The sequence below is a fragment of the Mycobacterium sp. GA-1199 genome (genome assembly GCF_001500045.1).
GTDB lineage: Bacteria > Actinomycetota > Actinomycetes > Mycobacteriales > Mycobacteriaceae > Mycobacterium.
Genome location: NZ_LQIX01000054.1, coordinates 143,831 through 169,252, shown reverse-complemented (window position 1 = coordinate 169,252; position 25,422 = coordinate 143,831). Strand labels below are relative to the sequence as shown.

The window sequence follows — 25,422 nt, the reverse complement described above, 5'->3', positions numbered from 1 at the left end:
GCGTCAGGAGGTCGGCTTGAGCCGCAGCGAGATCGAGTTGATGCAGTAGCGCTGATCGGTCGGAGTGGGGTAGCCCTCGCCCTCGAACACGTGGCCGAGGTGGCTGTGGCAGTTGGCGCAGAGCACCTCGACACGATGCATACCCAGCGAGTCGTCAGACCGCAGGATGACGGCGTCGGAGTCGGCCGGATCGAAGAACGACGGCCAGCCGCAGTGCGACTCGAACTTCTCGGTGCTGCGGAACAGCTCGGCGCCGCAGGCGCGGCACTCGTAGATGCCCTCGGTTTTGGTGTCGGTGTACTCGCCGGTGAAGGGGCGCTCGGTGCCGGCCTCGCGCAGGACGTGGAACTCCTCCGGGGTCAGCTTCTTGCGCCACTCGTCATCGGTCAGCTGCAGTTTGGGAGCCGGTGTGGTCATGTCTCCACGCTACTAGTGCCTGGACGACGAACCAGCTGGTCTGCGTAGGCGAAGGCGGCGTCCTCGTCGTCGACGTCGAACTCGCACAGATGGGTGGTCCGACCGTCGCGTTGCTCGCCCACGATGATCCGGGTCCACGTATATCGCTCGCCGTCGCGCCCTGTGGCCTCGCGTTCGTGGCGGATAACCGCGATCGAAGGCGACAACCAATACTCCGCCGAGTGCCAAGAACGAACCCGATCGACCATCGCACACAGATCCTCGTAGCTGGCGCGCAACTCAGCGACCGAGCGGTCCGGGAAACCGGAACGTGATCGGCTCACGGCATACATATCCGGATCAGTGAACTCGTTGAAGGCCCGGTCCCAGGCACGTCGGTTGATGCTGATCAAAAACTCCGCGTTGTGCGCTGCCCCGTCAGCGACGGCCGCACCCTCGCCTGCACAGTACCGGCGCGTGAGTTCTCGGTAGGCGCTTTCGAAGTCGTCTTCGTCGAAGCGGCCCTCGTAGGTGAAATGTCCAGTGTGGTCGACCTCGTAGACATGTAGATAGGACGTTTCGTTGCCGGAGTCGTCCGACCAGACGCTGGAGTGCATGCTCAGCAGATTCCCCCGAACCGCAAGAGTGCGCCATTCGAAGTGGTTGTACTGGGCCAAGATCCGTTCACCCGCAAGCCGCAACCCTGCGGCACTCCGAACGCGATCTCCGCCGAGCCGGCGCCGATCGTCGTACTCACACGGGTATGCGTAGCAGCCGGTACCACCCTCAACATCTCGGGCGCACAGGGCGTTCTGCAGGGCGGTGACCGTGTCGCAAGATCTGTTGGTCAGCGCGAGTCGGCTGTGAACGGTATGAGCGCGCTCCTCCGCGTAGGCGAACGCGGCTTCCTCGTCGTCGACGTCGAACTCACACTCCGACGTCATGCGTCCGCCCCGGAACTCCACAACGCTGAGGCGGGACCACGCATACGGTTCGCCGTCGAGACCGACGGCCTCGCGCTCATTGCGGCAGACACAACACGTCGGTGAAACCCAGCACATCTGGGAGTGCCATGTACGCGATGAAGAGACGGATGCCGTGAAATCCTCGATCGCGGCGCGAGCGCTGGCGGTTGAAGGCTCCGGGAATGGTGAGCTGGAGCGCATCTCAAATCGCAAATCGGGTGCGGTCAATTCGCCGAACAACCGATCGAGATCGCCGCGATTCAGGGCGACCAGCCACTCCGTCTGAGTGTCACCCGCGTCTGCGAACGCCGCACCCTCGTTCGCGTAATAGCGCCGGTCGAGTTCGCGGTAGGCGCCTTGGAAGTCGTCCTCATCGAAGCGGCCGTGATAGATGATGCATCCAGCATGGTCGACCTCGTGGACCATTAGATAGCGAACCTCGAAACCCTCCTCATTCGACCAATGCAACAGGCCGAGATTCAAAGATTCACCGCGCACCGCCAGGGTGCGGCACTCGAATGACGAGTAATCCTCGAGGAGTCGTTCAAGCGCAGCACGGGTATCTCCGAGGGGATTTCCGCTCAGGCGCCGGTGATCATCGTAGACAAACGAATCCGCGAAAAGTGCGACAGCGGCGTCGATCTCCCGCGCATGCAATGCCCGCCAGAGACGCTCAGAGGTCCTGGCTGCCCGATTCGTCACCGCCAACCGACTGGCTGTCGCACGAACCAGCTCCTCTGCGTAGGCGAAGGCCGCCTCCTCGTCTTCGACCTCGAACATGCAAGCGGCCGCAATCCGCCCATCGCGGATCACGAAGACTTCGAGGTCGCTCCATGCATAGCGCTCACCGTCTCGTCCGATGGCCTCGCGCTCATTTCGGCCGACGGCACAGGTCGGGGACAGCCAGCACACCGCCGAATTCCACGTGCGCGCCGACTCGACCATCGTCATCAGCTGCTCGACACCGTCCCGAAACTCTGCTGCCGAACGATCAGTGAGGGCGGAGCGCGACCGGTTCTCGACGTGGAAGTCGGGCGTGATGAGGTCACCGAACAAGCGATCGAGATCGCCCTGGCTAACTGTGATCGCGAACTCTGTTGTCACGCGACCCGCACCGGCGAACGCCGAGCCCTCGCCAGCGTAAAACCGTCGCTCAAGTTCGCGGTAGGCGCCTTCGAAATCGTTCTCGCCGAAGCGACCGTAGTAACCGATGCGTCCGTCGTCGTCGACTTCGAGCACATGCAGATAGCGAGTTTCGTAGCCTGCATCGTTGGACCAACGAGTGCGCGAAAGCTGCAGTGAGTCGCCGCGCACCGCCAAGGTATTACCCTCAAAGGCCGTGTATTGCTGAAGGATTCGCTCGCATGCCGTGCGGACGCTGTCGGGCGGATCGCCTCCGATCGCCCATTGATCGTCGTAGATGTAGTCCTCAGTGAATAGACGTGCGGCGCACTCGGCGTCGCCTGCGCGCAATGCCTCTCCCAACGCGTAGCGCGTTCGGGTGGCCCTGTTGTCGACAGATAGCCGGCTCGCGGTGGCCCGCATCGTCTCCTCCGCGTAGGCGAATGCCGAGTCCTCGTCGTCAACGTCGAAAGTGCAGATCGATGACACTTGACCTTCGCGGATCTCGGTCACGCTCAGCCATGTCCAGGCATAGTACTCACCGTCTGGCCCTGCGGCGTCGCGATCGGTGCGGAGCACCAACAGCGTCGGCGACAGCCAGCACACAACGGAGACCAACAGGCGCACGGATGCGACCTCAGTGGTCAAACTCTCGAATGCCGCGCGAGCCTCCGCTGCTGAGCGGTTGGGAAATGGGGCCCGAGAACGATTTTCGATGTGCAGCCGCGGAGAGACCAGCTCGCCGAATGCGCGGTCGAATTCTTTGAGGTTCACCGCGGCAACCCAGTCGGTCAGGACCGACCCAGACTCAGCGAAGGCAGCGCCTTCGAAGGCGTAATATCGCCTTTCGAGCTCGAGGTATGCGTTCTCAAAATCGCCTTCATCGAAGCGGCCTTCGTAGGCTTGGCGGCCGTCATTGTCAATCTCCACCACGTGCAAGTAGGCCGTCTCATTTCCGGCGTTGTCGGACCAACGAGTCCAGTGGAGATTGAGGCGGTCGCCTCTGACCGCCAGAATACGCATCTCAAATATGCTGTATCGCGCGAGGATTCGTTCGAATGCGGTTCGGAATCCGGCAACACTACTAATGAGAGCACCGCTGAGTTGTCGACGGTCGTCGTACACGAGCGCATCAGACATCCACCGCATGATTCCGTCGACATCATGTATGCGCAGCGCCGCGTGGACGGCGTGCACTGTCTGACACGAACGATTCGTCACCGCGAGTCGGCTGGTAATCGCTCGCATCCGCTCCTCGGCATACGCGAATGCCGCGTTCTCGTCGTCGACATCGAACTCACACACATGCGCCATTCGGCCGTCGTGGATTTCGCAAACCATGAGCCGCGTCCACGCATAGCTTTCCCCGTCTCGCCCCACCGCCTCGCGCTCCTGGCGAAAGACGGTCAGAGTGGGCGCCAGCCAGCACATCGCGGAGTTCCACGTCCGAGCCGAGGCGACCAGTTCGTTCAATTCCTCGAGACTGGCGCGAAATTGCGTGATCGAACGATCAGGTAACGCGGAGCGAGATCGGTTCTCGAGTTGCATCCCGGGATCTGTGAGCTCGCTGAACAGCCGGTCGATGTTGCCCTGATTCAACGCCGCCACATATTCTGCTCCCAGGGAACCCGCCTCGGCGAACTCCGCGGCTTCTCCCGCGTAGTAGCGCCTTTCGAGCTCGCGGTAGGCGATCTCGAAGTCGTCCTCGTCAAAGCGGCCGTGATACTCGATCCGCCCGTCGTCACTGACCTCGATGACCGAGAGGTGCGTTGTCTCGAAACCCGCATCATTGGCCCATCGGCCCCAGCCCAGCACCAAGTTTTCGCCACGCACCGCCAGGGTGCCCGTCTCGAACTTCGTGTACTGCGCAAAGACCCGCTCGAAGGCTGCGCGGACGCCGGCACCTGCGTAGAGCGGGTCACCGGTGAGGTGCCGCCGGTCGTCGTACACGAACCGATCCGAATGCAGCGCAGCGGCGGCGTCGACATCGTGATCCTGCATCGCCCGCCGTACGGCTTCGCCGACTTCGCTGGCCCGGTTGCTGACCGCAAGCCGGCTTGTCGGCCGCACCCGTTCCTCGGCGTAGGCGAATGCTGGTTCTTCGTCGTCGAACTCGTACATCGACGTAATCCGCCCGTTGCGCACCTCGAGCACGATGACATAGGACCACGCGAAGTGCTCGCCGTCTCTTCCCAACGCATCCCGTTCACAGCGAAGTACGGCGTAAGTCGGCGACAACCACTGCACGGCCGCGACCCACGATCGTGCCGACTCCACCCTGGCAGCGAGTTCCTCCAGAGTGGTGCGATATTCACGCGCAGAACGATCTGGGAAGGCTGACCGCGATCGATTCACGACGCGGAGGTCTGGGGCGAGAATCTCGTCGAACAATGTGTCGAGATCGGCCCGGGTCAAGGCGAGCGCCCACTCGGTAACTGTGGTGCCCGCCTGAGCATATGCCGAGCCTTCGCCTGCGTAGTAGCGCCTTTCGAGCTCGCGGTACGCGCCCTCGAAGTCGTCCTCGTCGAAGCGGCCGTGATACGCGATCAGTTTCTGCTCATCGATTTGGAAGACGTGAAGGTGTGATGTCTCGTTCCCCGCCTCGTCCGAGACCCGACTCCAGCGCAACTCCAGCCGCTCACCTCGAACGGCCAGGGTGCGCCACACGACGTGGGGATACTGCTCGAGTAGGCGCACAGAAGCTGCCTGTAAGGCAGCCGCGCCCTCGATCGGGTCCCCGGTCAGCCGCCGGCGATCGTCATAGACGAACTGATCCGCGTAGGAGTTGGCGATGTTGTCGATATTTTGTGTTTGCAGTGCCCGCCAGCCGATTTCAACTCTCTCGCAGGCCTGGTTGGTGACCGCGAGTCGGCTGGTGGCCGCCCGCACGCGCTTGTCTGCGTAGGCGAACGCCGCGTCCTCGTCCTCAAGGTCGAACTCGCACATCGATGCAATTCGCCCGTCGCGGTGTGCGGCCACAATGACGCGTGTCCACGTATACAACTCGCCGTCTTGGCCGATCCCCTCGCGTTCCAGGCGGGTGATGCTCCAAGCCGGCGACAACCAGCACACCGCTGACATCCACGTGCGGGACGAGGCGAGCAGTGAATCCAATTCACCGAAGGTGGCGCGTAGGTCGCCCGCCGAACGATGAGGGAATGCAGAACGCGACCTGTTCTCGACCTGCATGTCCGCGACGCATAGCTCGCCGATCAACCGGTCAAAAGCGCCTTGGTTCAGGGCAATCGGTGCTTCGCTGGCTGCAAGACCATGTTCGGCGAATGCCGAGCCCTCTCCGGTGTAATAGCGGCGTTCGAGTTCGCGGTAGGCGCTTTCGAAGTCGTCTTCGTCGAAGCGGCCGTGGTACTCGATGCGTCCGTCGTCGTCGGTCTGGTTCACGTAGAGAGTGGTCGTCTCGTTTCCGTCGTGGTCAGACCAGCGACTCCACAAGAGGTTCAATCGCTGACCACGAACCGCTAGGACACGAAACTCGAATCGGTTGTACTGGCCGAAAATGCGCTCGATCGCACGACGCATCGCGTAGAGGCCGAGGATGGGGTCGCCGCCGAGCCGTCGACGATCGTCGTAGACGAACCGATCCGAGAATGCCGCGACCGCGCCGTCGACATCCTGGGCGTGCAGGGCACCGATGAATGCTGGTAGGAACTCGCACGACTGATTAGTGACCGCCAGCCGTGATGGTACCGGGGTTGACGCGGGATGACCCGGAGGTGCCGCGGAAGTCGGACCCGCCCGGACAGTTGCTCTTGCCACCTCTTTCGCGGCGTACAGCGACTCGGCGTCAGCCCGAGCAGCGTTCGCCCCGTTGATATCTCCAGAAGCATTAAGAACCCTGCTCAACGCAAGGCACGCCTCGGCGTGATCGAGTACGAGGTCCGTCTCGGCGGCAACTGCGACCGCGTCGCTTGCCATCGCGGCAGCCTCGGGATGCCGGCCCAGGGTTGACAGGATCTCGGCCCGCACCGCGCGCCAGGCGACGGCCGTCTTCAGATTGCGCCCGGCAAGCTGCTCACTCTCGCTGGCGTACCGATCGGCGTCATCGATCCGTCCCTGCGCGAGGACCGATCTCGTGAGCAACGCCGCTGCCTGCCCCGCGTCGGCACCGGCGCCGAGCGCGTCCAACCCCTCTACTGCGGTGCGGAAATGCGGCTCAGCAGCGACCGGGTCGCCTTCCATCAGTTCGATGAACCCAGCGAACAGCTCAGTCTCCATCAGCCCATGGCGCAAGCCGAGGTCTTCTACGATCTGGCGAGCGTCGGCAAGCATCGTGCGCGCTTTGTCAGGTCGTCCTCGCAGCAGTTCCAACACCGCCAAATGCCGAAGCGACGTCGCCTCCAGTGAGGGCGCGGCTGTCGTCATCCGCTGCATCCGGACCACATCGAGGCACCGGCCGCCGGCCTTGGGCACGGGGCTCGGCCCCCAGAGCGCTGCACCTGGCGCCGCGCCCAGCGCCGCGGTGATCTGCCGGTGGTCCCCGCTATGCCGTGCCGCGATGAGCGCCTCGAACAGGTCGACTTCACCGTCGCCGACTCGGCCGAGCCGGAACCTCGCGGATGCACGCACCCGGTGCGCCTTGGCCAGTCCTGCGGGATCTGCGCGGCGGGTAAATTCGTCGATGGCGTCCTGAAGCCGGGCCTCGATCTCCAGCAATCGCTCGGGGTCGGTGTAGATCACGAACTGACTCCGGTAGCAGGTCGCCCACGGCGCCAGCGTGTCGCCGGCGATGCGGTCGAGGTCGTCGACAAGTGGCGCACCGGCTGCGACGTCTCCCGCGGAGAGGAAGGCTTCGCAACCGATGAGCAGTAGCTCGGCGCGTACCGCTGCATCCGCAACCCCCAGCGCCGCGCCGCGAGCTGCCTGGGCACCTGCGGAGACCAGCTCATCACGGTCGAGCGCACGGCGGGCCGACGCTGCGTAGTGACGAGCCGCCTTCACCGCAAGGTCGCCCGTGCGCTCGTCGAGCAGACCTAGTTCTTGTCGATACATGTGTGCGGCTTCCAGATGCCGGGCAACCATCTCGTCCGGGTCGAACGCCACGCTCGAGCCGCCGGCTTGCATCCACTCCGCGAGACGCTCATGCAACTCGGCACGGTCGGACTTCAACAGGCGACGGTAAGCGACGTCCCGAATCAGCACGTGATGGAAACGCCAGACCGGCTCATCGCCGACATACGTGCCGCTCGGCTGCACGAGTTCGAGTCGACGAAGTCGATTGCAAGACAAGATGATTGCCTTATCTCCGTCGGCGAGTGCCTGTACAGCGCCGAGCGAAAAGTCGCCACCGATCACCGATGCGATTTCAAGGACACGCCGATCGGCAGGTTCCAGTCGTTCCAACCTCGAGGCGAGTAGCGCGTGAATCGTCGGCGGGATGGCGATGGCGTCGACATCGATCGTCAATCGCCACTCACCCGGCTGCTCAACCAGAACTCCGTCGTACGCAAGCATTCCGATCAGTTCCCGCACGAACAGGGGATTGCCTCCAGTGGACGCGGGCAGGCGCCGCAGAAGCTCGTTCGGCAGCGCGCTGGCGCCGAGCACCTTCGCGGCGAGCTCTGCCGTCGCTTCAGCGTCGAGACCATCGAGGTGGACCGCCTCAGATACCCACCGGCTGACGGTCACCAGGTCGGGCCTGATCTCCCGCAGCTCGGGCCGGGCGAGTGCCAGGATTACAACCGGCGCCTCCTGTGCCCACTCCACCATGTGCTCGATGAAATCCAGCAACAAGGTGTCGGCCCATTGAATGTCGTCGAGTACCAGGACAACTGGACCGTCCCACGCCAGCACTTCGACGAATCGGCGCAACGCCCAAAAGTTCTCTTCTACAGAGCCCGGGACGCCCGCCGTCAGGCCGTTGAGGTCACGAAGAAGGCGGTCCCGCTCCGCCACCCCTGCGGGAAGCTCAGTTTCGAGATCACGGGCGCGCAAGAGTTCAACGAGCGGTGCGAGAGCGACGGTCACCTCGACAGTGCATCGAGCGTAGAGAACTGGGGTATCCTCTTGGCTCGCCATAAATTCCGTCGCCAGCCGACTCTTGCCGACCCCAGGGTCGCCGATGACGGTCACCAGTCTTGCTGCTCGCGACGCCTGGGCCTCGTCAAGAACTGCCTGCAGCCGTCGGATCTCGTCAGACCGGCCGACGAACGGCGCGGAGTCTGCGGATTCCGACTCGCGACCCAGCCACTGGTACACCGCCACGGGAGCGGTTCGGCCCTTGACCTGAACCTGCCCCCGGGATTCGTAGGCGTACCGACCGCGCGTGGCCCGCCAGGTTTCCTCACCCACCACGACGCGTCCCCGTGGGCACTCGGATTCCAGGCGGGCACCGACGTTGAGCGCGTCGCCGACGATGTCTGCGTCATCGGCCCCGACGACCACCTCACCCGTGTTCACGGCGACTCGCAGGGCAAGCTCCACGCCGTGGGCTTCGGCGACCCCGGCGGCGAGTTCGACGAAGCGCTCCTGCAGCTCGACCGCGGTGTCGACGGCGTGTGCGGCGTCGTCGGCACCGATCTCGGGAACGCCCCATACGGCCATGAACCCGTCGCCGATGTACTTGGTGACGCCCGCCCGATGGCGCTCCACCGTCGAGCGCAGGAGGCCGTGATAGCGGCGGATCACCTCGCGTGCCGTTTCGGCGTCGACCCGCTCCTCGAAGGTGGTCGAGCCGGCTAGGTCGGCGAACATCACCGTTACCGTCTTGCGCACCGGAGCTGTGACCGGAATATCCTGCGCCACAGTGACATCGAGCGGCGTACCGCACCCGCGGCAGAACCGCGCGGTCGCGCTAGCCCCCAGTCCACAGGCCGCACAAACTCGGGTCAGTGAAGCGCCGCAGCCTTCGCAGAAGCGGGCGTCCTCCTCGTTCGCCGACCCGCAGGAAGCGCAGGTGCGGCCGCTCTCGGCCATGGTCAGTCGGGCCTCAGAGCCAAGCAGCCGTGGTCCTCGATCGCAGCGGCGGCACGGTTGAACATGGTGCGCGCCAGTTCCAGTTGGCGGTCGTTCGCAACGTTGACCCGTCCGGCGACCATGACGGGGTAGAGGAAACACCACGCGGTGGTGAGTCGGTAGTCGTACCAGAATTCGTCTGTGGAGTAGTCAATTCCGTGTGCCGCCAGTCGAGTGGCATACTTTTCGACCAACTGGTTCTCGCAACCGCGCCGAGTGTCTGGAGTCAAGCTCTGACTGAGGAAGTAAGCCACGTCGTAGGCGGCTCGGCCTTGCGACGCGACTTGCCAATCCAATGCCTTCAGTGGCGGATCATCGGGACCGACGGCGAAGAACAACTGGTCCAGTCGCAGGTCGCCGTGCAAGAAGGTGTGCGGCGGGCGCGAGATCTCGTGCGCAAACCAGGGGATCAGCGTCTGAAATCGGTCACCGTAAGCACGCATTACTGCGGAGACCTCCGCGCCTAAGTAATCGAGAAACTTCGGCCATGCGGCCTCGTAGTTGTCGGCAAGAACTGCGGGATACGGGGGAGTCGTGTAGGTCTTCAGCCAGGGCAGCGACCCAAGTCGAGCGCTCTCCCACCAATGCATGTGATGGCGGGCGATAGCTTCGACGACGATCTCGGCGTCCGCGGCGGTACACCCCACGGTCTGATCTGCGTTGCGGAGTCGACCCAGGTCTTCCAAGACGAGGACGAAATCGTGGGTCGACTCGTTGATGGCGGCATAGTACGGGTGCGCTGGCGGCAACGGATTGTCGACGCCGATCTCCTGGTAGAACCGGACTTCGCTCAGGTAGAGATCGAGATCTTCGCACAAGTTCGTCCGGGTCGTGCTGTCCAGCGTCGGGAGCTTCACGACTACAGATTCCGGGACGCCAGGTCCCCCGATGAGACGGGCACGGTACAGCCGGCCGAGCACCCCGTAGCCGATGCCAATCTGCTCGAGCTTGCAGACCCGCACGTCAGCGTCGAGAACCTCGCTCAACCATTCCGCCGTGATGGACTGCGGATCTACCGGGATTCTCGGCATTTTTGCCTCCCCTGTAGACCACCCCCGTGAGCGAATCAATCGTACGAGATCAGAGGCGCGTCAGCACTGGTATAGGGCCTCAAACCGGAGCCAGGACCTTGCGTTGGCAAATACTGTCGGAGCCGTAAACGCGTCAGCTGATCGGCGGCGCGACAGGCCGCGCCGGTTCCGTCGAAGCGTCCGGGTCCGACGGCTTCTTCAGCCACGTCGGGTCGATCCCGTCATCGAGTCGGCCCTCCGCCTTGGCGTCCAGATAGCGGAAGTACAGCACGGAGAAGACGACCACGAGCATCAGACCCCACCCGTAGGTGAACTTCATGTACTCGAGGAACCGCCCCGTCGTCGGCCAGTGTCCGAGCAGCCAGCGGTCGGCGCTCATGAATCCGTAGATCGCCAGCCACGCAGGCCAATTGCGCAGCACCGAGTTCGGCAGCACCACCGTCATCAGGAACGGGAACAACATCATCGAGTAGTAGCCCTGCCCCAGCGACAGCACCAGGAACGAGGTGATCAGCAGCACGCCCGAGGACGTCGCCATCCAGAACAGCGGGTCGCGGGTCCGGTAGTACTTGTACAGCAGCCACAGCGAAATCACCGCGATCACCGCAAAGGCGATGCGCAACAACAGAATCAGCCACGTCGGCAGACCGTAGTAGATGCCGTTACCGGCGATCGAGCTGTTGAAGTAGTCGCGTGTGGTGAGGATGTAGGGCACCGTCCGGGTGACGAAGTTCATCGGGTCGCTGATCAACGGCCATGCGGCGGCGTTGAAAACCACCGGCACCGCGATCGCGGCCACCACCGCGCGCCACTGGCGATTCAGCAGCGGCAGCAACAACAGTGGCGCCAGAAGCGGTTTGACCACCAACGTCAACCCGATCGCGACACCCGCCAACCATTGATGGTTGCGCTTACCGTCAAGCAGCCAGCGGAAGAACAGCACCTCCGCCAGCAGGATGCAGCCGTTGATGTTGCCGAAAACCAGTGTGTTGATCACGCTTTCGGTGCAGAACATCGCTGCCAGCAGGGCGGGCAGTGCGACCGAGCGGAAGCCGTAACCGAAGAGCCGCACCAGAAAATAGGCGGCCAACACGATCGCCACCGTGTTGAAGAAGATGAACCAGTACCGCGATGCGTCGACGGGAAGGTAGCCGAACGGCGCCATCAACAACGTCCCGCCCGGCGGATACAGATAGTGCGGGTCGACGTGGTTGAAGTGCTCGTTGTAGATGTCCCAGCCCATCTTGAAATTGACGACCGCCCGGTAGACGGGTCCGTAGTCGTCGGTGATGTAGCCGTTGGTCGCCAGCACGTAGCTGCGATGAATGATGAACAGGATCGCCAGCGGCCACAGGATCACCTTCAACACCGACGCAACGCTGGGCGGGGAGGTTCGGGGCCGGAAGGGCGTCGTCAACGAACTGGCCACAAGATCGCGCACGACCGCACGGTACCCGACCGCAGTCGAGGTCAGGCGTCAGGCAGGGCAGAACGTATCGGTGTCCGGCAGGTCGCCGCTGTCGAGGTAACCCAGGACCGGCGGCAGCGCACACGGTGAGTAGATCGAGGCCCCGTGCCCGATGCCCTGCCACATCACCCGCCTGTTGGCCGACCCGGCGTTGATCACCGTGGCCGCGACCGCGGCCACGCCCTCGTTGCCGACGATCGGATCGTTCTGGGTGCCCAACAGCAGCACGGGGATCTTGAGGTTCTCCGGCTGCTGGGGGGTCGAACCGCTCGGCCAGTTCAGACAGTCGACCAGGTTCAGCGCGCCCACCGTGCCGAACTGCGGATACAGCTTGTTCCAGGCGACGACCAGTTCGCGCACCCGGTCGGGGGTGGGCCGGTTCAGCGAGTCGCTGCAACCGTTGACGAACTGGCCGTCGGTGTTACGCAGGCTCTCGGCCCGCGTGATCAGCTCGGTGAACGGCGCGGGGTCCCCCGATTGCGCGGCCGCGATCGCGGCTGCCAGCGCATTACTCGAGTCGATGCGGTCGCCGCGGGGGTAGGCCAGCGCGGTCGAGATCGCGTTGGCCACGGTCGCGACGGCAGCGCCGTTGGGTCCGCGACCCTGACGTGCGGCCGACAGCAGCGCGTCGACCGCTCCCTTCGGATCCGGGCCCAACGCGCAGTTGGTCGCGGCGCACTGCGCGGCCCAGGCGTCCAAGGCGGCCTGCTCGCCCTTGACCCGTTGCTCCATCGCCGCTTCGGCGGCGATACCCAGCGGCAGCGGGGAATCGAGCACCAGGCGCGCGACCTTGTTGGGGTGCGACCCGGCGTACGCGAGTGCCACCTGCGCGCCGTTGCCGACGCCCAGCAGTGCGAGGGTGGGCACGTCCCAGGTGCTGCGCAGCCGCTCGAGGTCCTCCGCGGCGTGAGAGTTGTCGTAAGCCGAATCGCCGGGGGCGATGGTGTCTGTGCAGCTGGTTGTCGCGGTCTGCACGATGGCCCCCAGGTTCGCCACCGGGTCGTCGCCGGACTGGAACTGTGCCTGGTCGAGCATCTCCTGGCGGTCGAACAGGTCGCGGCAGTCCAGTGCGCCGGACATGCCCATGCCGCGGCGGTCGACGGCGACGATCGGGTGACTGTTGAGCACGTCGGTGCCCGCGCGCGACAACCACACCGGCAACTGCAGTGACGACGGCAGGTCCGAACCGGTGGTCATCACCAGGGGCCCGGCGTCCTGAGGAGTCTGTGAGCCGCGGGCGCGCACCACGCCGATGCTGAGCGAACCCGATGCGCCGTTGATCGGGTCGAGGTCGGCGTCGTAGGTGGCGCAGTCCAGCGTCACACCCGCGACGGCGGGCACGGCGGCGTCGCTGAACACCCGCGAGGTGCAGTCCCGCCAAGCCAGGTCGTTCTTCGGTGCCTCGATGGCCGGCGGGCCCTCGGCGGGGTTGGTCGTTTGGGGCTCGCCCTGAGGACCCGCCCCGGAGTCGGTGGCGAAGCGGGGATTGGCGGCAAGGCCCGGTGAACACGCCGCGACGAACGCCACGACGGTCGCCAGACTGACAAGCCGAACCAGCTGACCACGCCGATGCATGCCGACCACAGTACTGATGTGTGACTCAGCTCAGCCGCACGTAGCGGGTGTAGAGATAGCCGTCGTCGTCGGTCAGCACATGCGCCGGGCGCATGCGCGTCAGCACCTCGCCGGGACCGGATGCGATGCGCGGCGCCTTGCCGCCGACCAGGAACGGAGCCACCGTCAGACACAGCTCGTCGAGTAGATCGCTCTCGATCAGGAGGCTCAGGATCAGCGGGCCGCCCTCGGTGAGAACCCGCAACAGCTTGCGTTCGGCCAGCGCGTGCAGCGCGGTCACCGCATCGACCTCGTCGGGCCGAGGTCCCGACGCGTCGATCACCTCAGCCACCCCGCCGAGGCGTTTGCGGGTGGCGTCGCAGGCGGCGGTGCAGGTCAGAATCAGCGGCGGCACGTCGGTGCGGGTGAAGAACCGGGCCTCGGGGTCGAGGTCGCCGGATCGGGTGACGACGGCGATCGGCGGCACCTCCGCCTGCCCGCGCGCTTGCCGGGCGCCGCGCTGCGGGACGGGCACCTGCGCGCCGGAGTAGTTCTCGGTGCGCACGGTTTCGGCGCCGACGAGAATAACGTCGGCGGCGTAGCGCATCTGCTCGAAGACGCTGCGGTCGCCGGCCCCTCCGAGCGCCGCGGTCTTGCCGCCGGCCGTCGCACCGCCGTCGACGCTGGCAATCATGTTGCCGCGCACCCAACACCTGCCCAGGTCGGCGGGGTAGGCGTAGAAGTCGGCCAGCCGCCCGTCGGTGCCGTCGATCCGTGCGCCGTCGGGTCCGAGCACTGTGAAGTGCGCCGCAGCGGCGGTATCGGACATGAAGATGATTGCAGCACGTCGATAGGGTGCGTGCATGGACGGGTCCGGCACGGTGCAGCATCTGGTCGACCGCCACCCCGACGTCACTCCGGACCGGCTGATCGCCCAACTCGTGCCGCCGCCCACGTTCTCCGACGTCAGCTTCGACACCTACATCCCCGATCCCGCCGAACCTTCGCAGGCCGCGGCCGTCGACAAGTGTTCGCGGTTCTGCGATCAGGCTCAGCAGCGTCGCGCGGGCAAGAAGAAGTTGTTCGGTCGCCGCGAGGCGCTGCCCGGTGTCGGCCTGTATCTCGACGGGGGCTTCGGCGTCGGCAAGACACACTTGCTGGCCTCGTCGTACTACCGGCTGCCGGAACCGAAGGCGTTCGCCACTTTCGGCGAATTGACCCAGCTGGCAAGCGTTTTCGGGTTCGTCGAGTGCATCGAATTGCTGGCCGACTACGTGGTGGTGTGCATCGACGAGTTCGAGCTCGACGACCCGGGCAACACGACGCTGATCTCGCGGCTGCTCTCGCAGCTTGTCGAGCGCGGGGTGTCGGTGGCCGCCACGTCGAACACATTGCCCGAGCAACTGGGGGAGGGCCGGTTCGCAGCGCAGGACTTCTTGCGTGAGATCCACACTCTGGCAGCGATTTTCGAGACGGTGCGCATCGACGGGCCGGACTATCGCCACCGTGACCTTCCGCCGGCTCCCGAGCCGCTGCCGGACACCGAGGTCCGCGAGCGTGCCGCGCGATCGCCGGGCGCGACGCTCGACGATTTCGACGCGCTGTGCGCGCATCTGGCCACCATGCACCCTTCGCGCTACCTCACGTTGATCGAAGGTGTCGCGGCGGTCTACCTCACCGGGGTGCACACGGTCGACGACCAGAATGTGGCGCTGCGGCTGGTGTCGCTGACCGACCGGCTGTATGACGCGGGGATCCCGGTCGTGGCGTCCGGCGCCAAGCTCGACACGCTCTTCAGCGACGAGATGCTGGCGGGCGGATTCCGCAAGAAGTACCTGCGCGCGACGTCCCGGTTGCTCGCGTTGTCGCGCCACCCCCTTTGATCGCGAACGTGGGTTACCCGCACGTATTTCGCGCCCGACACGTGCGTCGAGCCCACACTCGGCCCCCGCTAAGGCGTCCGCACCATTACGTAGTCGTTCTCGACAGCGGCGCCCAACCGGAACGTCTTCGTGCCGCTGACCGCGAATCCGTGCTTGGCATAGAACCGCTGCGCGCGCCGGTTCTGCTGGTTGACGCCCAGCCACACCACCGCCGCACCTGCTTCCTCGGCCTCCTGTAGCGCCGCGTGCATCAACGCCGCCGCCACACCGCTGCCGTGGTGCTCGGGCAGCACATAGATCTTCGACACCTCGATCGCCGGACGGGGCTCGACCGCGCGCTGGACGTCGGGATCATCAGGCACACCGTGAATCAGCATGGCGTAGCCGGTGATTGAAGCAGCGGTGCGCGCGACGAGCACCACGCGCTCGGGGTCGACGAGGTAGTCGCGGAAGCGCGATTCCGACAGGTTCTCTTCGATGAACGCCGCGACGTTGTCGGGGGTCACCGCCGGGGGACAGGCGAGCGGAAACGTGCGGGCGGCGACGTCGGCGAGTTCGGGCAGGTCGGCTTCGACAGCCGCGGTGACCTCAATGCCCAACGGCGACTACACGTTCCACTGCGCCAGGTGCTCGCCGGTGATCTTGTCGAGCAGCACCACATTGGACACCAGGTCGCGGTAGCAGTCCCAGAACACTGCACCGCTGACCGTGGAGCCGGCGGGTGCGTTGGTCAGCTGAGCCTGCAGCGCGTCGGGAGCGTCGGTGTTTCGCGGTTCGTAGCTGTCGCCCGTCGGCGTCACGCCGCGGAAGCTGTAGGTGATCGACTGGGCGTACGGCGTGGGCACCTGGACGGAATGCACGGTCACCCAGGCCCGCCAGACCTGCTGACGCGGGGGGCGCGGGGCATAGCCGAAGCCGGGCGGGATCGGTGACGGATCGACGCTGTGCACGGTGATGTCGGCGACCAAGCCCTTGAACTTCACCTGCAACGTCTCGCCGAGCCTGCCGATCGGGGCGGTCACCGCCGACGCGGGCGCAGCGACGATCCCGGCGGCAGTCGCCATGGCGACCACGAGGAGCACGAACCAGCGACGCATCCCCGAATGATCGCACAAACTGAAACCTGTTACAGACGCTTCCAGGTCAGATGCCCAGAGCCCTGCGGCGCCGTCCCTCAGGCGGCCTCGAGGCTCAGCAGCGTCGACTTGGCCTGCGGGCCGCCGACGTACTGACCAGGCGAGCCGTCCGAGCGCACGACGCGATGGCAGGGAATCACCACGGGCAGGGGATTGTGAGCGCACGCGCTTCCCACCGCCCGCACCGCGTGGGGGTTGCCGACGGCGGCGGCGACGCTCGCGTAGCTCGCGCGCTGTCCATAGCCGATGTCGCGGAGGTGTTCGATCACGCTGCGCCGGAAACCCGCGGCCAGCCGTAGGTCGACTGGCACGTCGAACGCGGTGCGTTGCTTGGCGAAGTACTCGCCGAGTTGGCGTGCGACGGTGTCGAGTCGGGCGGGAGCTTCGAGGATGCGCGGACTGACGGCCTCCGCCAGGCGGGTGAGCACCGCGTCGTGGCCCTCGATGTTGAACGCGATGCGGACCAGCCCGACCGGCGTAGCGGCCAGCAGAAGAGGGCCGACGGGGCTGTCGATTCTGCGGTAGGCGATGTCGAGCACGCCCTGATCGTCGGCGGTGTGTTCCAGTCGTCGGTGCAACCGGGCCAGAGTTTCGCTGTCGGGGGTCAGTTCATCAAACATCTTGATGATCATCGGCTTTGGTCCTCACGGTAGATCTTGCGCAGGGTCTTGATGCCGTCGGCCGCGGCGCGGCGGGCAGCGTCGGGGGAGTTGCCGAGCAGCCCGGCGATCTCGGTGAACGGCAGGCCTGCGATGTGGTGGTAGGCGACGGCTTGGCGTTGCTTGGCGGGCAGTCGCGCCAGGGCGTCCCACAGGTCGGAGTCGCGCGACGCGGGGTCTGCCCGCGGTGACGGCCGGTCCGGCATCGAGTCGGTGGGCGTGGGTCTGCGGGAGCGGGCCCGGCCGACGTCGAGGGCGCGCCGGTGCGCGATCGTGACGAGCCACGCCTCGACATTGGCGTCGGCCGGCAACTGCGGATAGGCGCGCAGTGCGGACAGGAAGGTCTCCGACCAGGCGTCCTCGGCGTCGACGGGTCCGACGACCGCGCGGCAGACCCGCAGCACGGTCGGACCGTGCTCGGCTACCACCTCTTCGAACGGTCGCACCCTCACATCATGAAGACGTCGGAGGGCAGACGGGTGTGAGATCAGTCCGTGGTGAACGCCCGCAGCGCGTCGAGGAGTTCGGTTTCGAAGCGGTCCTTGTCGACACCGGCGCGGTGCAGGGGGCCGTCGTCGGACTCGGCCTCCCACAGCGCCAGCAGGATGTGCTCGGTCCCGACGTAGTTGTGCCCCAGGCGAAGTGCTTGACGAAACGTCAGCTCGAGCACCTTCTTCGCGGCGCCGTCGAACGGGATGAGCGCGGGAAGCTCCCCGTTGGCCCGCGGCGGCAGGGACACCACCTTCGACACCGCATCCGAGTCGACGCCCTGCCCGACGAGCAGCTTGGCGGCCAGGCCGTCGGGATCCTTGAACAGCGCCAGCAGCAGGTGATCGGATCCGATCTCGGAATTGCCGGCGGCGTGCGCGAGGTTCTGGGCCTCGACGACGACATTGCGGGCGCGGGGGGTGAACCGGCCGAAGCCCGCGTTGGGGTCGAGCAGGTCGGCGTCGGTGGGAGTCTTGGGGACAAAGCGCTTCTGCGCGGCCTGCTTGGTGACGCCCATGCACTTGCCGATGTCGGTCCACGATGCCCCCGAGCGGCGGGCTTGATCGACGAAGTGGCCGATCAGGTGGTCGGCGATCTCGCCGAGTGACTCCGCCGCCAGCACCGCGTCGGTGAGCTGGTCGAGGGGTTCGGAGTGCACGGTCCTGATGACGTCGATGAGGTCGTCGAGCCGGACCGGGTTGGTGATCTTGGCGGGCTGCGTCCTGCGTCAACCCTAGGTTGACGAAACCAAAGACGTCAACTGGTGGTTGACGCTCGTGGATATCCACGTTTCACGGTGCGGTCGAGGATGCCCAGTGTCGCGCGCAGCGCGCTCTCGGAAATGACGGGGAAGATGCCCGCGTCGCGCCAGTGCTGGTCGATGTCCGACCAGTCGTAGAACGACGTCACCAGCGTGCCGTCGGCGGCGGGTTCGAGGCGATAGCCGTAGACGTGGCCGATCTGCGGGCGGATGCGGCCCAGAATCGTCCACGAGATCAAGGCGTCCTGCTCGAAGTCACGGATCGAGACGGTGACGTCGTACTTGCCCATGGGGAAGTCGTTGAGTGCTTCGCGATCCATGTGCACGACGAAGCTGTCCCCGGCGGCGCGAACCGGTTCCCCCTCGGCGTCCTGCAGCATCCCTGTCGCGTCGATCGCGACATGACCCTGGGGGTCGGTCAGCACGGCGAAGATGTCGGCTGCGGGTGCGGCGATGGTCCGCTGGACTTCGATGCGATCAGTCATCAGCAAATCATGCCCCGGGTGCGAAAGGTGTCGGAAGCAGTTTCGGTCATCACGGTCGGGGTATTCGCCAATTGCTATGCGCAACCATGTGGACCCGGCTCGTGTTCAGTCCGCCTTGCTGCGGCGCGCGATCACGTTCATCAACGAGAACGCCCACAGGGAAATAACACTCAGAGATATTGCCACTGCCGTCAATGTGACGCCGCGCTCGGTGCAGTACGCGTTTCGCCGGCATCTGGGCACCACCCCGTTGGAGTATCTCCGGGGCGTGCGACTCGATCGAGCCCACCGTGAGCTGCAAACAGCCGACCCGCGCAGCGACACCGTGATGGCGATCGCGGGGCGGTGGGGATTCACTCACGCCGGCCGATTCAGCGGTGTGTACAAGCGCACCTACGGCACCCCGCCGAGTGAGACGTTGCGGGCCTGACGATCTTTCCGGCGTGTGGCTATCTCGGGAAGAAGCCTTCACGAGTGAAGAAGCCGGGCTGCCATCCGCGCGCGCCGAGGCACAGCATGGGGCGGCCGTCGGGCGATTGGGCGGCGGCTTGAGGCTTGGGGCAGGGCGCGCCGACGTCCTGGACGCCGAACAGTTCGTACGAGGCTTGCCAGAAGCCCTGATTGGTCGGGATGGGTGGCCACTGGTTCTCGATCCAGCGGCACTGCAGGACTTCGCCGCCGGGGCCGCGTCCGAAGGTGAACCGCTCGAGGTTGAAGCACGGCCCGGTGAGGTGGGCGTCGTAGTTCATGCCCGGTACGTCGGAGGCGTAGCGGCCCGGAGTGTCGGGGTAGTCGGTGTCATCAGCTGAAGCCAGCGGGGCCGCGCAGATGGCGGCGCCGGCGATCGCGGCGGCGGCGAGTAGTTGGCGAATCATGTCCCACCCTCGATGTCAGGACCGGTCGGTCTTCGCAAAGCGTAGTAGGTGCGACAAGCTCGCCGAGCCTTTTCCCGTCACCGGACGGCAGAGCGCCCCCGGACTCGTAACCCAGCGGCGGGCGGACGTCGGCTTCATGCTGGCCTTGATCGCGGCGGGCGCGGATGTTCCCCGCCGGGACAGTGCGGTGCAGGGCGTGAGGTCGCGGATTCAACTTCGCGATCACCGGGAAGCCTTACTCATAACCGACCACAGGTGACTTCGCGTCACGGCACGTGTCGGCGCGGATGAGAGATTTTCGATTCAGTGAGGAACGCGGCAATTGATTGCGATCGCGGTGGTGCTTCTGATGTCGGCGGCTGTTTTCATCGTGTTCGGCCTGGTGCTTTACGGCAACGGCGTCGGCGCGGTTCCCGACGAGCCTGGTCGCGAGCCGGCGGCCACTCGAGAGGGCCTGGGGCGTATCTCATGGAGAGACCTGTTCGCGCGGATGAAAACGTCAGTCAGAGACATCCTGAACGATGACGCAGAGCGGCCCGAGAAGTTGACCGCGACCGGCGCGTTCTGCGTCCTGGTCGGAATAATCATCCTGCTACTCGCGCTGCTGTCATTCGTTGCCGCCATGGTGTAGTCAGGCCGCTGAGCTGCTGTCCGGATAGCAGCGATAGGTCGAAAACTTGCTTGTGCTCAAGCGAAGTCGGGCAGACTGACCGGCGTGGGAAATCGCCACTTCGACGTGCACACCTGGGGCGCCTCTGTGCAGGTTCGACGACGACGCTCGATGCGATGAGTTGGGCGACCACGGTGACGAGCACACTGGTGCCGTTCGCGTCTGTCACATCGACTGCGGCCGTAGCGATCTGGACCAAGCGCATCGACGCGAGAACCAAGAAAGAGGAACGAGATCACGCTCTGGTCCTGGACTACGAGAAGCGGGCTGGTGAGGACAAGAAGGCGGCGTTGAAGCGGCTGATCTCAGCGACTCTGCACCTCAAGCGCGGGGCCGAGCAGCTCGCTGGAGCCGAACAAAGCGTCAGCCAACGGCGGGCCGAGGCCATCCGACAACTGTATGAATTTCGTGTTCGGCTGGGCATGGACGACGGAATAGCTGAGCTGATGATCTATGCCGCGGAGCCGGTCCGCGACCTCACGGAGTTGATGCTCGACGAGTGGGACCGCCAGTTCCGGGAGCACGGCTACTCGCTGGCACAACTGGATGCATGTAAGAGGCGCCTCATCCAGACCGCAGGCGACCTCGCGCCGACCGACGAACAAGCGATCTATGCGGAGCGCCAGTGGGATGAGCTCAAACAAGAAGAAGGGTCATGGCTCAAGAGGCTCGGCGATGAGTCGGAACTTGACGTCGAGGCGTTGGTGGAACTCTGCAAGCAACTCTTGAAAGCCGCACACAAGGATCTCCGTGGTGGCTACGGCGTCGAAACGGACTAACGCTGCGGTCGTGGCGGAACCCACGGCGGTCTGCGCGTTCTGGGTCGTGTTCATGCAAGGTGATTCGCATATTCCTGAAAAGGAGGAGACCCCGTCAGTTTGGTGCTGACGGGGTCCTCTCTGCGTGTGTCTGGGCTATGCGCGCGGATTGTTCGTGATGGTTCCGCCACCGCGGTTGGCCGGATAATCGGCGTCCTTGCGGCGCTTCAGACCGGCCAAGCCAAGCAGACCAAGCAGCCCGGCCAGACCCCAAAGGCCGTGGTCGCCGCTGTCGTCGTCGGCTTGCTGCTCTTGGGCGAGAGTGGTCGTGGTTGTCGCCGGGGCTTCAACCGTGTCCGCGCTGGCGATACCACCTCCGCCAAGCAGGAGCGTCAAGGTCGTAGCTCCGATGACAAGTGGCTTCTGCATCTGTCTCTCCTAAGTAGGTGGTCGGCCCCGGGAGACCGCCACGTGCGAAATGGGACCAGGGTGCTCTAGTCACCGGTCAGCAGGTTTGCTGACGTGCTCATTGCGGAGGCTTGTTTTGCCAAAACCCAGAAGTGAAACCTCTTTGAGCAGCTAAGTGATGGGTGTGGCTCTGATTTGCCGAGTTCACGGTATGTGTGTGATGTACGGCACTAGCGTTCTGCTCTCGTGTGGTCCGTTTCTGCACCGGCCACGAAGGGCACAGGATTCCGCAGTGGGCGACGGCGGAGAGGATGACTCTTTCCTCTCCTGCAAGGCGGCCAGCGGGGTTCATCCCCTTTCGTTAAGACGCTAGCGTTGCTTCGCTGACCGTCGCCTGACCCGAGTGGTCATTGCACTGGCTGGGCGGAACAACGTCGGCGCTATCAGTCCGATCCATGCCTCGCGCGGAAGCCTCCCGTCCGATCTGAACTTTCGCCGGCGAGGCCAGGAAGGACGGCCGAGGCGGCATCGGCTTGCTCGGCTCCTGAGTCTTAGCGACGATGGCAATACCGCTCAGTCACGGAGTGCCCCAAATGACTACGATTGGTGTGCGTTGGCTGTCGACATGTCTCACGCGCCGGCACTGTCGGTGCATGGGTGCTGCATACGGGACGGTTCGGCGCACATCGAAGTGTGGGTCAGGAACCGGTGTCGCAGCAGCGGTTGAGTCGATCGCGGCGGTCGCCGACCGCACCGACGTGCTTATCGATGATCTGTCACCGGCGGCGCAGATGATTCCCGAACTAAAGGTGCGTGGGGTGAAAGTCGTCCGGTCGACAGCGCTGGATATGGCGAACGGCTGTGGCCTGTTTGAAATGCGGTTAGACGCGGGGTCTTTGGCGCATCGTGGGCAGGCTTCCTTGACTGACACTGTGGTGGGGCGCGGGAGCGGGCTATCGGTGATGTGGCGGTTGGGAGTGGGACCGTCGCGACTCAAGCGTGTCGACTCATCCGGTCGTCGCGGACACCCTGGCATTGCTCGGCGCCACAGAGGCTGGCGAGAAGGCCACAGGGCAGGCGTTCTTCTCTGAACGGCTACACCGTCGGGGACAACTAGTTTGAAGAGGCGGCGGCGCTACTAACATGGCAGGCGCAAGTGCCAGCCGAAGTCCGCTACAGCACCTGCTGGGAGTAGTAGGCCACGACGGGGTTACGGCGAATCATCGGTCAGCGTGCCGCCGCGAGTTTTCGCGTCCTAGCGACATGCAGTTCGCACTCGTCTCCCAGTAGGACGGCCCGCGTTTCACGGTCATCGGCCTCTTCTGGGCGACTTGCTAGTACTCGGTTTTCGCCGCAACCGTGGCGACTTCGCGAAACTTGTTGCGAAGCCGTGCTTATGGCCGAAGGAGGGTTGTCGGCAGGTCGACTAACTGAGCGGCGGCGTGCTTTAGCAACAGCACTGCGTCGGCCGCGGTGGTGTGCACGTCATCGTTGAAGGCGTCTAGGTCCGGCCAGTCCATTACGTCGGCGGAATTGGCCAGCCGCAACAGTAGTAGTTCCAGCCGATCGACCTGCTGTTGCACCGCGTAAGGCTGCCCTGTGTGCCAGTAATCTGCCGCAATACGTAGCGCCCCTCCCAGGCAGAAGCTGCTTGGGGCGGCCACCGGCTCGGTGCGTGTCCGGTAGGTTCCCGCGCCGACGTGCTCGGTGCGCACCCGCACCCAGTTGCCCGGCGAGTCGGCTGCCGGGTGTATCTGAGTGCCATCGGCGTCGCGGTAGTAGGCGCCTTGGGTCCACCCACCGTCAGCCTCGATGAGCGCCAGGGCGCCCTCGATTACCTCCCGGTCGGTATTCATGTCAGCCATGCCTTCAAAGTACGAAGTGGCGCCGCGCGACAACACGAGGTTGGCCTCCCGAGTTTTGGGGGTTAACCCCCCCGGAACACGAGCATGTGTACGACGACCCCCGCCGCTAGGGTGCGAGCCGCTGCCGGGCAGTATTGGCGTTTGCTCGATGCGACGCGCAACGGTGGAGCAGATGGATATCGCCGGACACAGGGTGTATTCACCGCGTCAGAAGACGGGGGAAAACCCCCTTACTCAAGCCAGGGCAGAACCGGCAGAGTGGTTAACAGGTCCGCCGGGCCGACCCCCCGCGGCCCGGCAGACCTTCCGCCGCAACGGCATCAAGTCTCGAGCCCGACGCTCACGTATATTTTCGCTCTCTGCCGCTGGTCCGGGTGTGGCAAGGCCGGCCGACGGCGAGCGCCGGAGAAGGGTGTAGCCCTTCAGACGCCCAAAGATTAGGTACAGCCGTACCATCTTTCGGTACTCCCGTACCAGCGAGGCGGTGCGGACGCCCGCCAAACCGTCAAAGATGCCCCCAAAGCCCAGCGCAGAGACGATTACTCCGTGGTGTGATTTTCCCCGGCGAATTCCCATATCCACTCGCTGGCGATTCGGCGGATGGGACGGTCTTCACTAATCTCGCCGGTCGACCGGCCAGCGCATTTGTTTGCCTTCAAAAAGAACGCTGGAATGGGCAAGATGGCGCAAGTAGCATTAGACAGCAAACGTTCGTAAGTTTCCTGGGGCCGCGACATAGGAGCCGCGCCGCATCCACGGCACATCAAGGGGGCGGGTTGACTGAGAGGTACCAGGAGGCTTTCGAGATTTGTCACCGGGAGCTCATCGGCGGATGGAGTTTCGCCGAGATCGCACGCGCTAAGGAGTTCGCGCACTGGTTCACGTATTCCGACTGGGACGATCCAAAGGCTGCGTGGGACCACTACATCAGGATTGAGGAGGCGGAAGGACCGCCCCTAGCTCGTCGGCATTTGTTTGAAATTTTGTCTGCCCAGCTTCGACGTCGGCTCTTTGGGAGAAACCTCTTGTAGATCGGTAGCAGCAAGGATGTCCTGAACTTACGGGCCGCGTCCGTGCGATTTCGTGGTTCATGACTGGGAGTTGCATTCGAAAGCAAGATCGAAACAGGCGATTGACGAAACGCTTCAGTCTCCAACCTCGAGTTTCTTGCGGATGATGCGCTTCTCTATCTCTCGTAGTAGAGCTCACGGGATGGCGTCTCCCACGGGTCACGATCTAGCTGCTTCTCGGCGATGTGCGCGAGGCGTACGTCTGGCGCAAGGTCGCTCCGCTGACCGTGGTGGTCAACCCTTACACCCGAATGAATAACGGCCAGGTCGAGTTTGTGCCCTGGGAGCGCGCAGACGGCATCATCCAGAACCGCAAGGCGTACGTCCTTCTGGACAACATCATCACCTGATGACGACGAAGCGGACCATCGCAGAGCTGGCCAAACGTCAGGCCGAGCTGATCGCTGAACTTGCCGAGGTGCGGGCGGAAATCTCCGCCCGCGCCGGGCAGGTCGACCCACCGAACCCGTTGCGCGGCGTACATCTAAAGGGAAGTAAATGGCTTACCCCAAGACCGACGACCTTGAACAGTGGTCCGACCTTGAGCAAGCCGACGAAAACACGGCATGGGCCACCCATGCCGCTGCGGCTGCGATTGAGCAAGCATATGGCAGCGCGTTCACGCAGACCGGCGCCGAACAGCGCACCTTTCAAGCTCAGTATTGCCGGGGCCGCACGCTAGTCGACATAGCCGACGTAATGTCCACCGAAGACCTTGTAGTCGAGGTCGACGGCGTAGAGGTCGAGGATTACACCCTGTTGAGAACCTGGAGGGACTGATCGACGGAGAGTTCCCATTCCGACTGGGCGTCCAGCTTGGCGTGCTCACTAACGCCACTGTCACACAGACGATTTGGGA

Annotated in this window: 21 protein-coding genes; 6 read left to right on the top strand and 15 right to left on the bottom strand. The window is 64.6% G+C overall.

The features are described from left to right. Positions 1–3 precede the first annotated feature (3 nt). The 6 genes from msrB to AU198_RS23000 form a co-directional block, all read right to left on the bottom strand. Positions 4–417, bottom strand: a complete 414-nt coding sequence (msrB, locus tag AU198_RS23025; protein WP_064350888.1) for a peptide-methionine (R)-S-oxide reductase MsrB — start codon at positions 415–417, stop codon at positions 4–6. Next, positions 414–9,413 carry an adenylate/guanylate cyclase domain-containing protein gene (locus tag AU198_RS23020; RefSeq protein ID WP_064350887.1) on the bottom strand — a complete coding sequence of 3,000 codons (9,000 nt, stop codon included), beginning with the start codon at positions 9,411–9,413 and terminating at the stop codon, positions 414–416. Before AU198_RS23020 ends, msrB begins: the two co-directional genes overlap by 4 nt. A gap of 2 nt (positions 9,414–9,415) precedes the next feature. Beyond that, positions 9,416–10,483 (bottom strand): phosphotransferase, encoded by a 1,068-nt coding sequence (locus tag AU198_RS23015; RefSeq protein ID WP_064350886.1) that lies wholly within the window; start codon positions 10,481–10,483, stop codon positions 9,416–9,418. Between the two features lie 133 nt (positions 10,484–10,616). Then, positions 10,617–11,924 carry an arabinofuranan 3-O-arabinosyltransferase gene (gene aftC / locus AU198_RS23010; RefSeq protein WP_082691169.1) on the bottom strand — a complete coding sequence of 436 codons (1,308 nt, stop codon included), beginning with the start codon at positions 11,922–11,924 and terminating at the stop codon, positions 10,617–10,619. A 36-nt stretch (positions 11,925–11,960) separates the two neighbouring features. After that, the gene (locus AU198_RS23005; protein ID WP_064350885.1) at positions 11,961–13,526 is read right to left on the bottom strand and encodes an alpha/beta fold hydrolase; all 1,566 of its coding nucleotides are present in this window, start codon (positions 13,524–13,526) and stop codon (positions 11,961–11,963) included. 25 nt (positions 13,527–13,551) lie between these two features. Further along, positions 13,552–14,334: a pyrimidine reductase family protein gene (locus AU198_RS23000; RefSeq protein WP_064350982.1), complete on the bottom strand. Its 783-nt coding sequence runs from the start codon at positions 14,332–14,334 to the stop codon at positions 13,552–13,554. A gap of 34 nt (positions 14,335–14,368) precedes the next feature. Here AU198_RS23000 and zapE point away from each other — a divergent pair, with 34 nt between their 5' ends. Continuing rightward, positions 14,369–15,388 carry a cell division protein ZapE gene (gene zapE, locus AU198_RS22995; protein WP_064350884.1) on the top strand — a complete coding sequence of 340 codons (1,020 nt, stop codon included), beginning with the start codon at positions 14,369–14,371 and terminating at the stop codon, positions 15,386–15,388. Between the two features lie 68 nt (positions 15,389–15,456). Here zapE and AU198_RS22990 read toward each other — a convergent pair whose 3' ends face one another. The 6 genes from AU198_RS22990 to AU198_RS22965 form a co-directional block, all read right to left on the bottom strand. Then, on the bottom strand, positions 15,457–15,987 hold the full coding sequence (locus AU198_RS22990) for a GNAT family N-acetyltransferase (RefSeq protein WP_064350883.1): 531 nt from the start codon (positions 15,985–15,987) through the stop codon (positions 15,457–15,459). 6 nt (positions 15,988–15,993) lie between these two features. After that, complete coding sequence (locus tag AU198_RS22985) at positions 15,994–16,485, bottom strand: hypothetical protein (protein WP_064350882.1); 492 nt, start codon at positions 16,483–16,485, stop codon at positions 15,994–15,996. A gap of 77 nt (positions 16,486–16,562) precedes the next feature. Continuing rightward, entirely contained in the window at positions 16,563–17,156 is a 594-nt protein-coding gene (locus AU198_RS22980; RefSeq protein WP_064350881.1) for a methylated-DNA--[protein]-cysteine S-methyltransferase, read from the bottom strand. Next, positions 17,153–17,629: an RNA polymerase sigma factor gene (locus AU198_RS22975; protein WP_064350880.1), complete on the bottom strand. Its 477-nt coding sequence runs from the start codon at positions 17,627–17,629 to the stop codon at positions 17,153–17,155. Before AU198_RS22975 ends, AU198_RS22980 begins: the two co-directional genes overlap by 4 nt. 41 nt (positions 17,630–17,670) lie before the next feature. Further along, positions 17,671–18,339 carry a Clp protease N-terminal domain-containing protein gene (locus AU198_RS22970; protein WP_231744764.1) on the bottom strand — a complete coding sequence of 223 codons (669 nt, stop codon included), beginning with the start codon at positions 18,337–18,339 and terminating at the stop codon, positions 17,671–17,673. 89 nt (positions 18,340–18,428) lie between these two features. After that, on the bottom strand, positions 18,429–18,917 hold the full coding sequence (locus tag AU198_RS22965) for an SRPBCC family protein (RefSeq protein WP_064350878.1): 489 nt from the start codon (positions 18,915–18,917) through the stop codon (positions 18,429–18,431). Positions 18,918–18,993: 76 nt separating this feature from the next. Between AU198_RS22965 and AU198_RS22960 the strand changes: the two genes are divergently transcribed. Next, complete coding sequence (locus tag AU198_RS22960; protein ID WP_064350877.1) at positions 18,994–19,347, top strand: helix-turn-helix transcriptional regulator; 354 nt, start codon at positions 18,994–18,996, stop codon at positions 19,345–19,347. Positions 19,348–19,366: 19 nt separating this feature from the next. Here AU198_RS22960 and AU198_RS22955 read toward each other — a convergent pair whose 3' ends face one another. Next, positions 19,367–19,792, bottom strand: coding sequence for a hypothetical protein (locus AU198_RS22955; protein ID WP_064350876.1), 426 nt, complete (start codon positions 19,790–19,792; stop codon positions 19,367–19,369). A 322-nt stretch (positions 19,793–20,114) separates the two neighbouring features. Here AU198_RS22955 and AU198_RS22945 point away from each other — a divergent pair, with 322 nt between their 5' ends. Next, positions 20,115–20,423, top strand: coding sequence for a hypothetical protein (locus AU198_RS22945; protein ID WP_064350874.1), 309 nt, complete (start codon positions 20,115–20,117; stop codon positions 20,421–20,423). 155 nt (positions 20,424–20,578) lie between these two features. After that, the gene (locus AU198_RS22940) at positions 20,579–21,241 is read left to right on the top strand and encodes a hypothetical protein (protein ID WP_064350873.1); all 663 of its coding nucleotides are present in this window, start codon (positions 20,579–20,581) and stop codon (positions 21,239–21,241) included. Between the two features lie 135 nt (positions 21,242–21,376). On the opposite strand, the gene AU198_RS22935 is transcribed toward AU198_RS22940, so the two are convergent. Together AU198_RS22935 and AU198_RS22930 are read right to left on the bottom strand one after the other, a co-directional pair. Then, positions 21,377–21,649, bottom strand: coding sequence for a WGxxGxxG family protein (locus tag AU198_RS22935; RefSeq protein WP_064350872.1), 273 nt, complete (start codon positions 21,647–21,649; stop codon positions 21,377–21,379). 1,373 nt (positions 21,650–23,022) lie between these two features. Further along, entirely contained in the window at positions 23,023–23,493 is a 471-nt protein-coding gene (locus AU198_RS22930) for a DUF6197 family protein (protein WP_064350871.1), read from the bottom strand. A gap of 1,255 nt (positions 23,494–24,748) precedes the next feature. Here AU198_RS22930 and AU198_RS26340 point away from each other — a divergent pair. Both AU198_RS26340 and AU198_RS22920 read left to right on the top strand, forming a co-directional pair. Then, on the top strand, positions 24,749–24,913 hold the full coding sequence (locus AU198_RS26340) for a hypothetical protein (protein ID WP_156431725.1): 165 nt from the start codon (positions 24,749–24,751) through the stop codon (positions 24,911–24,913). A gap of 148 nt (positions 24,914–25,061) precedes the next feature. Then, positions 25,062–25,343 (top strand): hypothetical protein, encoded by a 282-nt coding sequence (locus tag AU198_RS22920; protein ID WP_064350869.1) that lies wholly within the window; start codon positions 25,062–25,064, stop codon positions 25,341–25,343. Positions 25,344–25,422 lie beyond the last annotated feature (79 nt).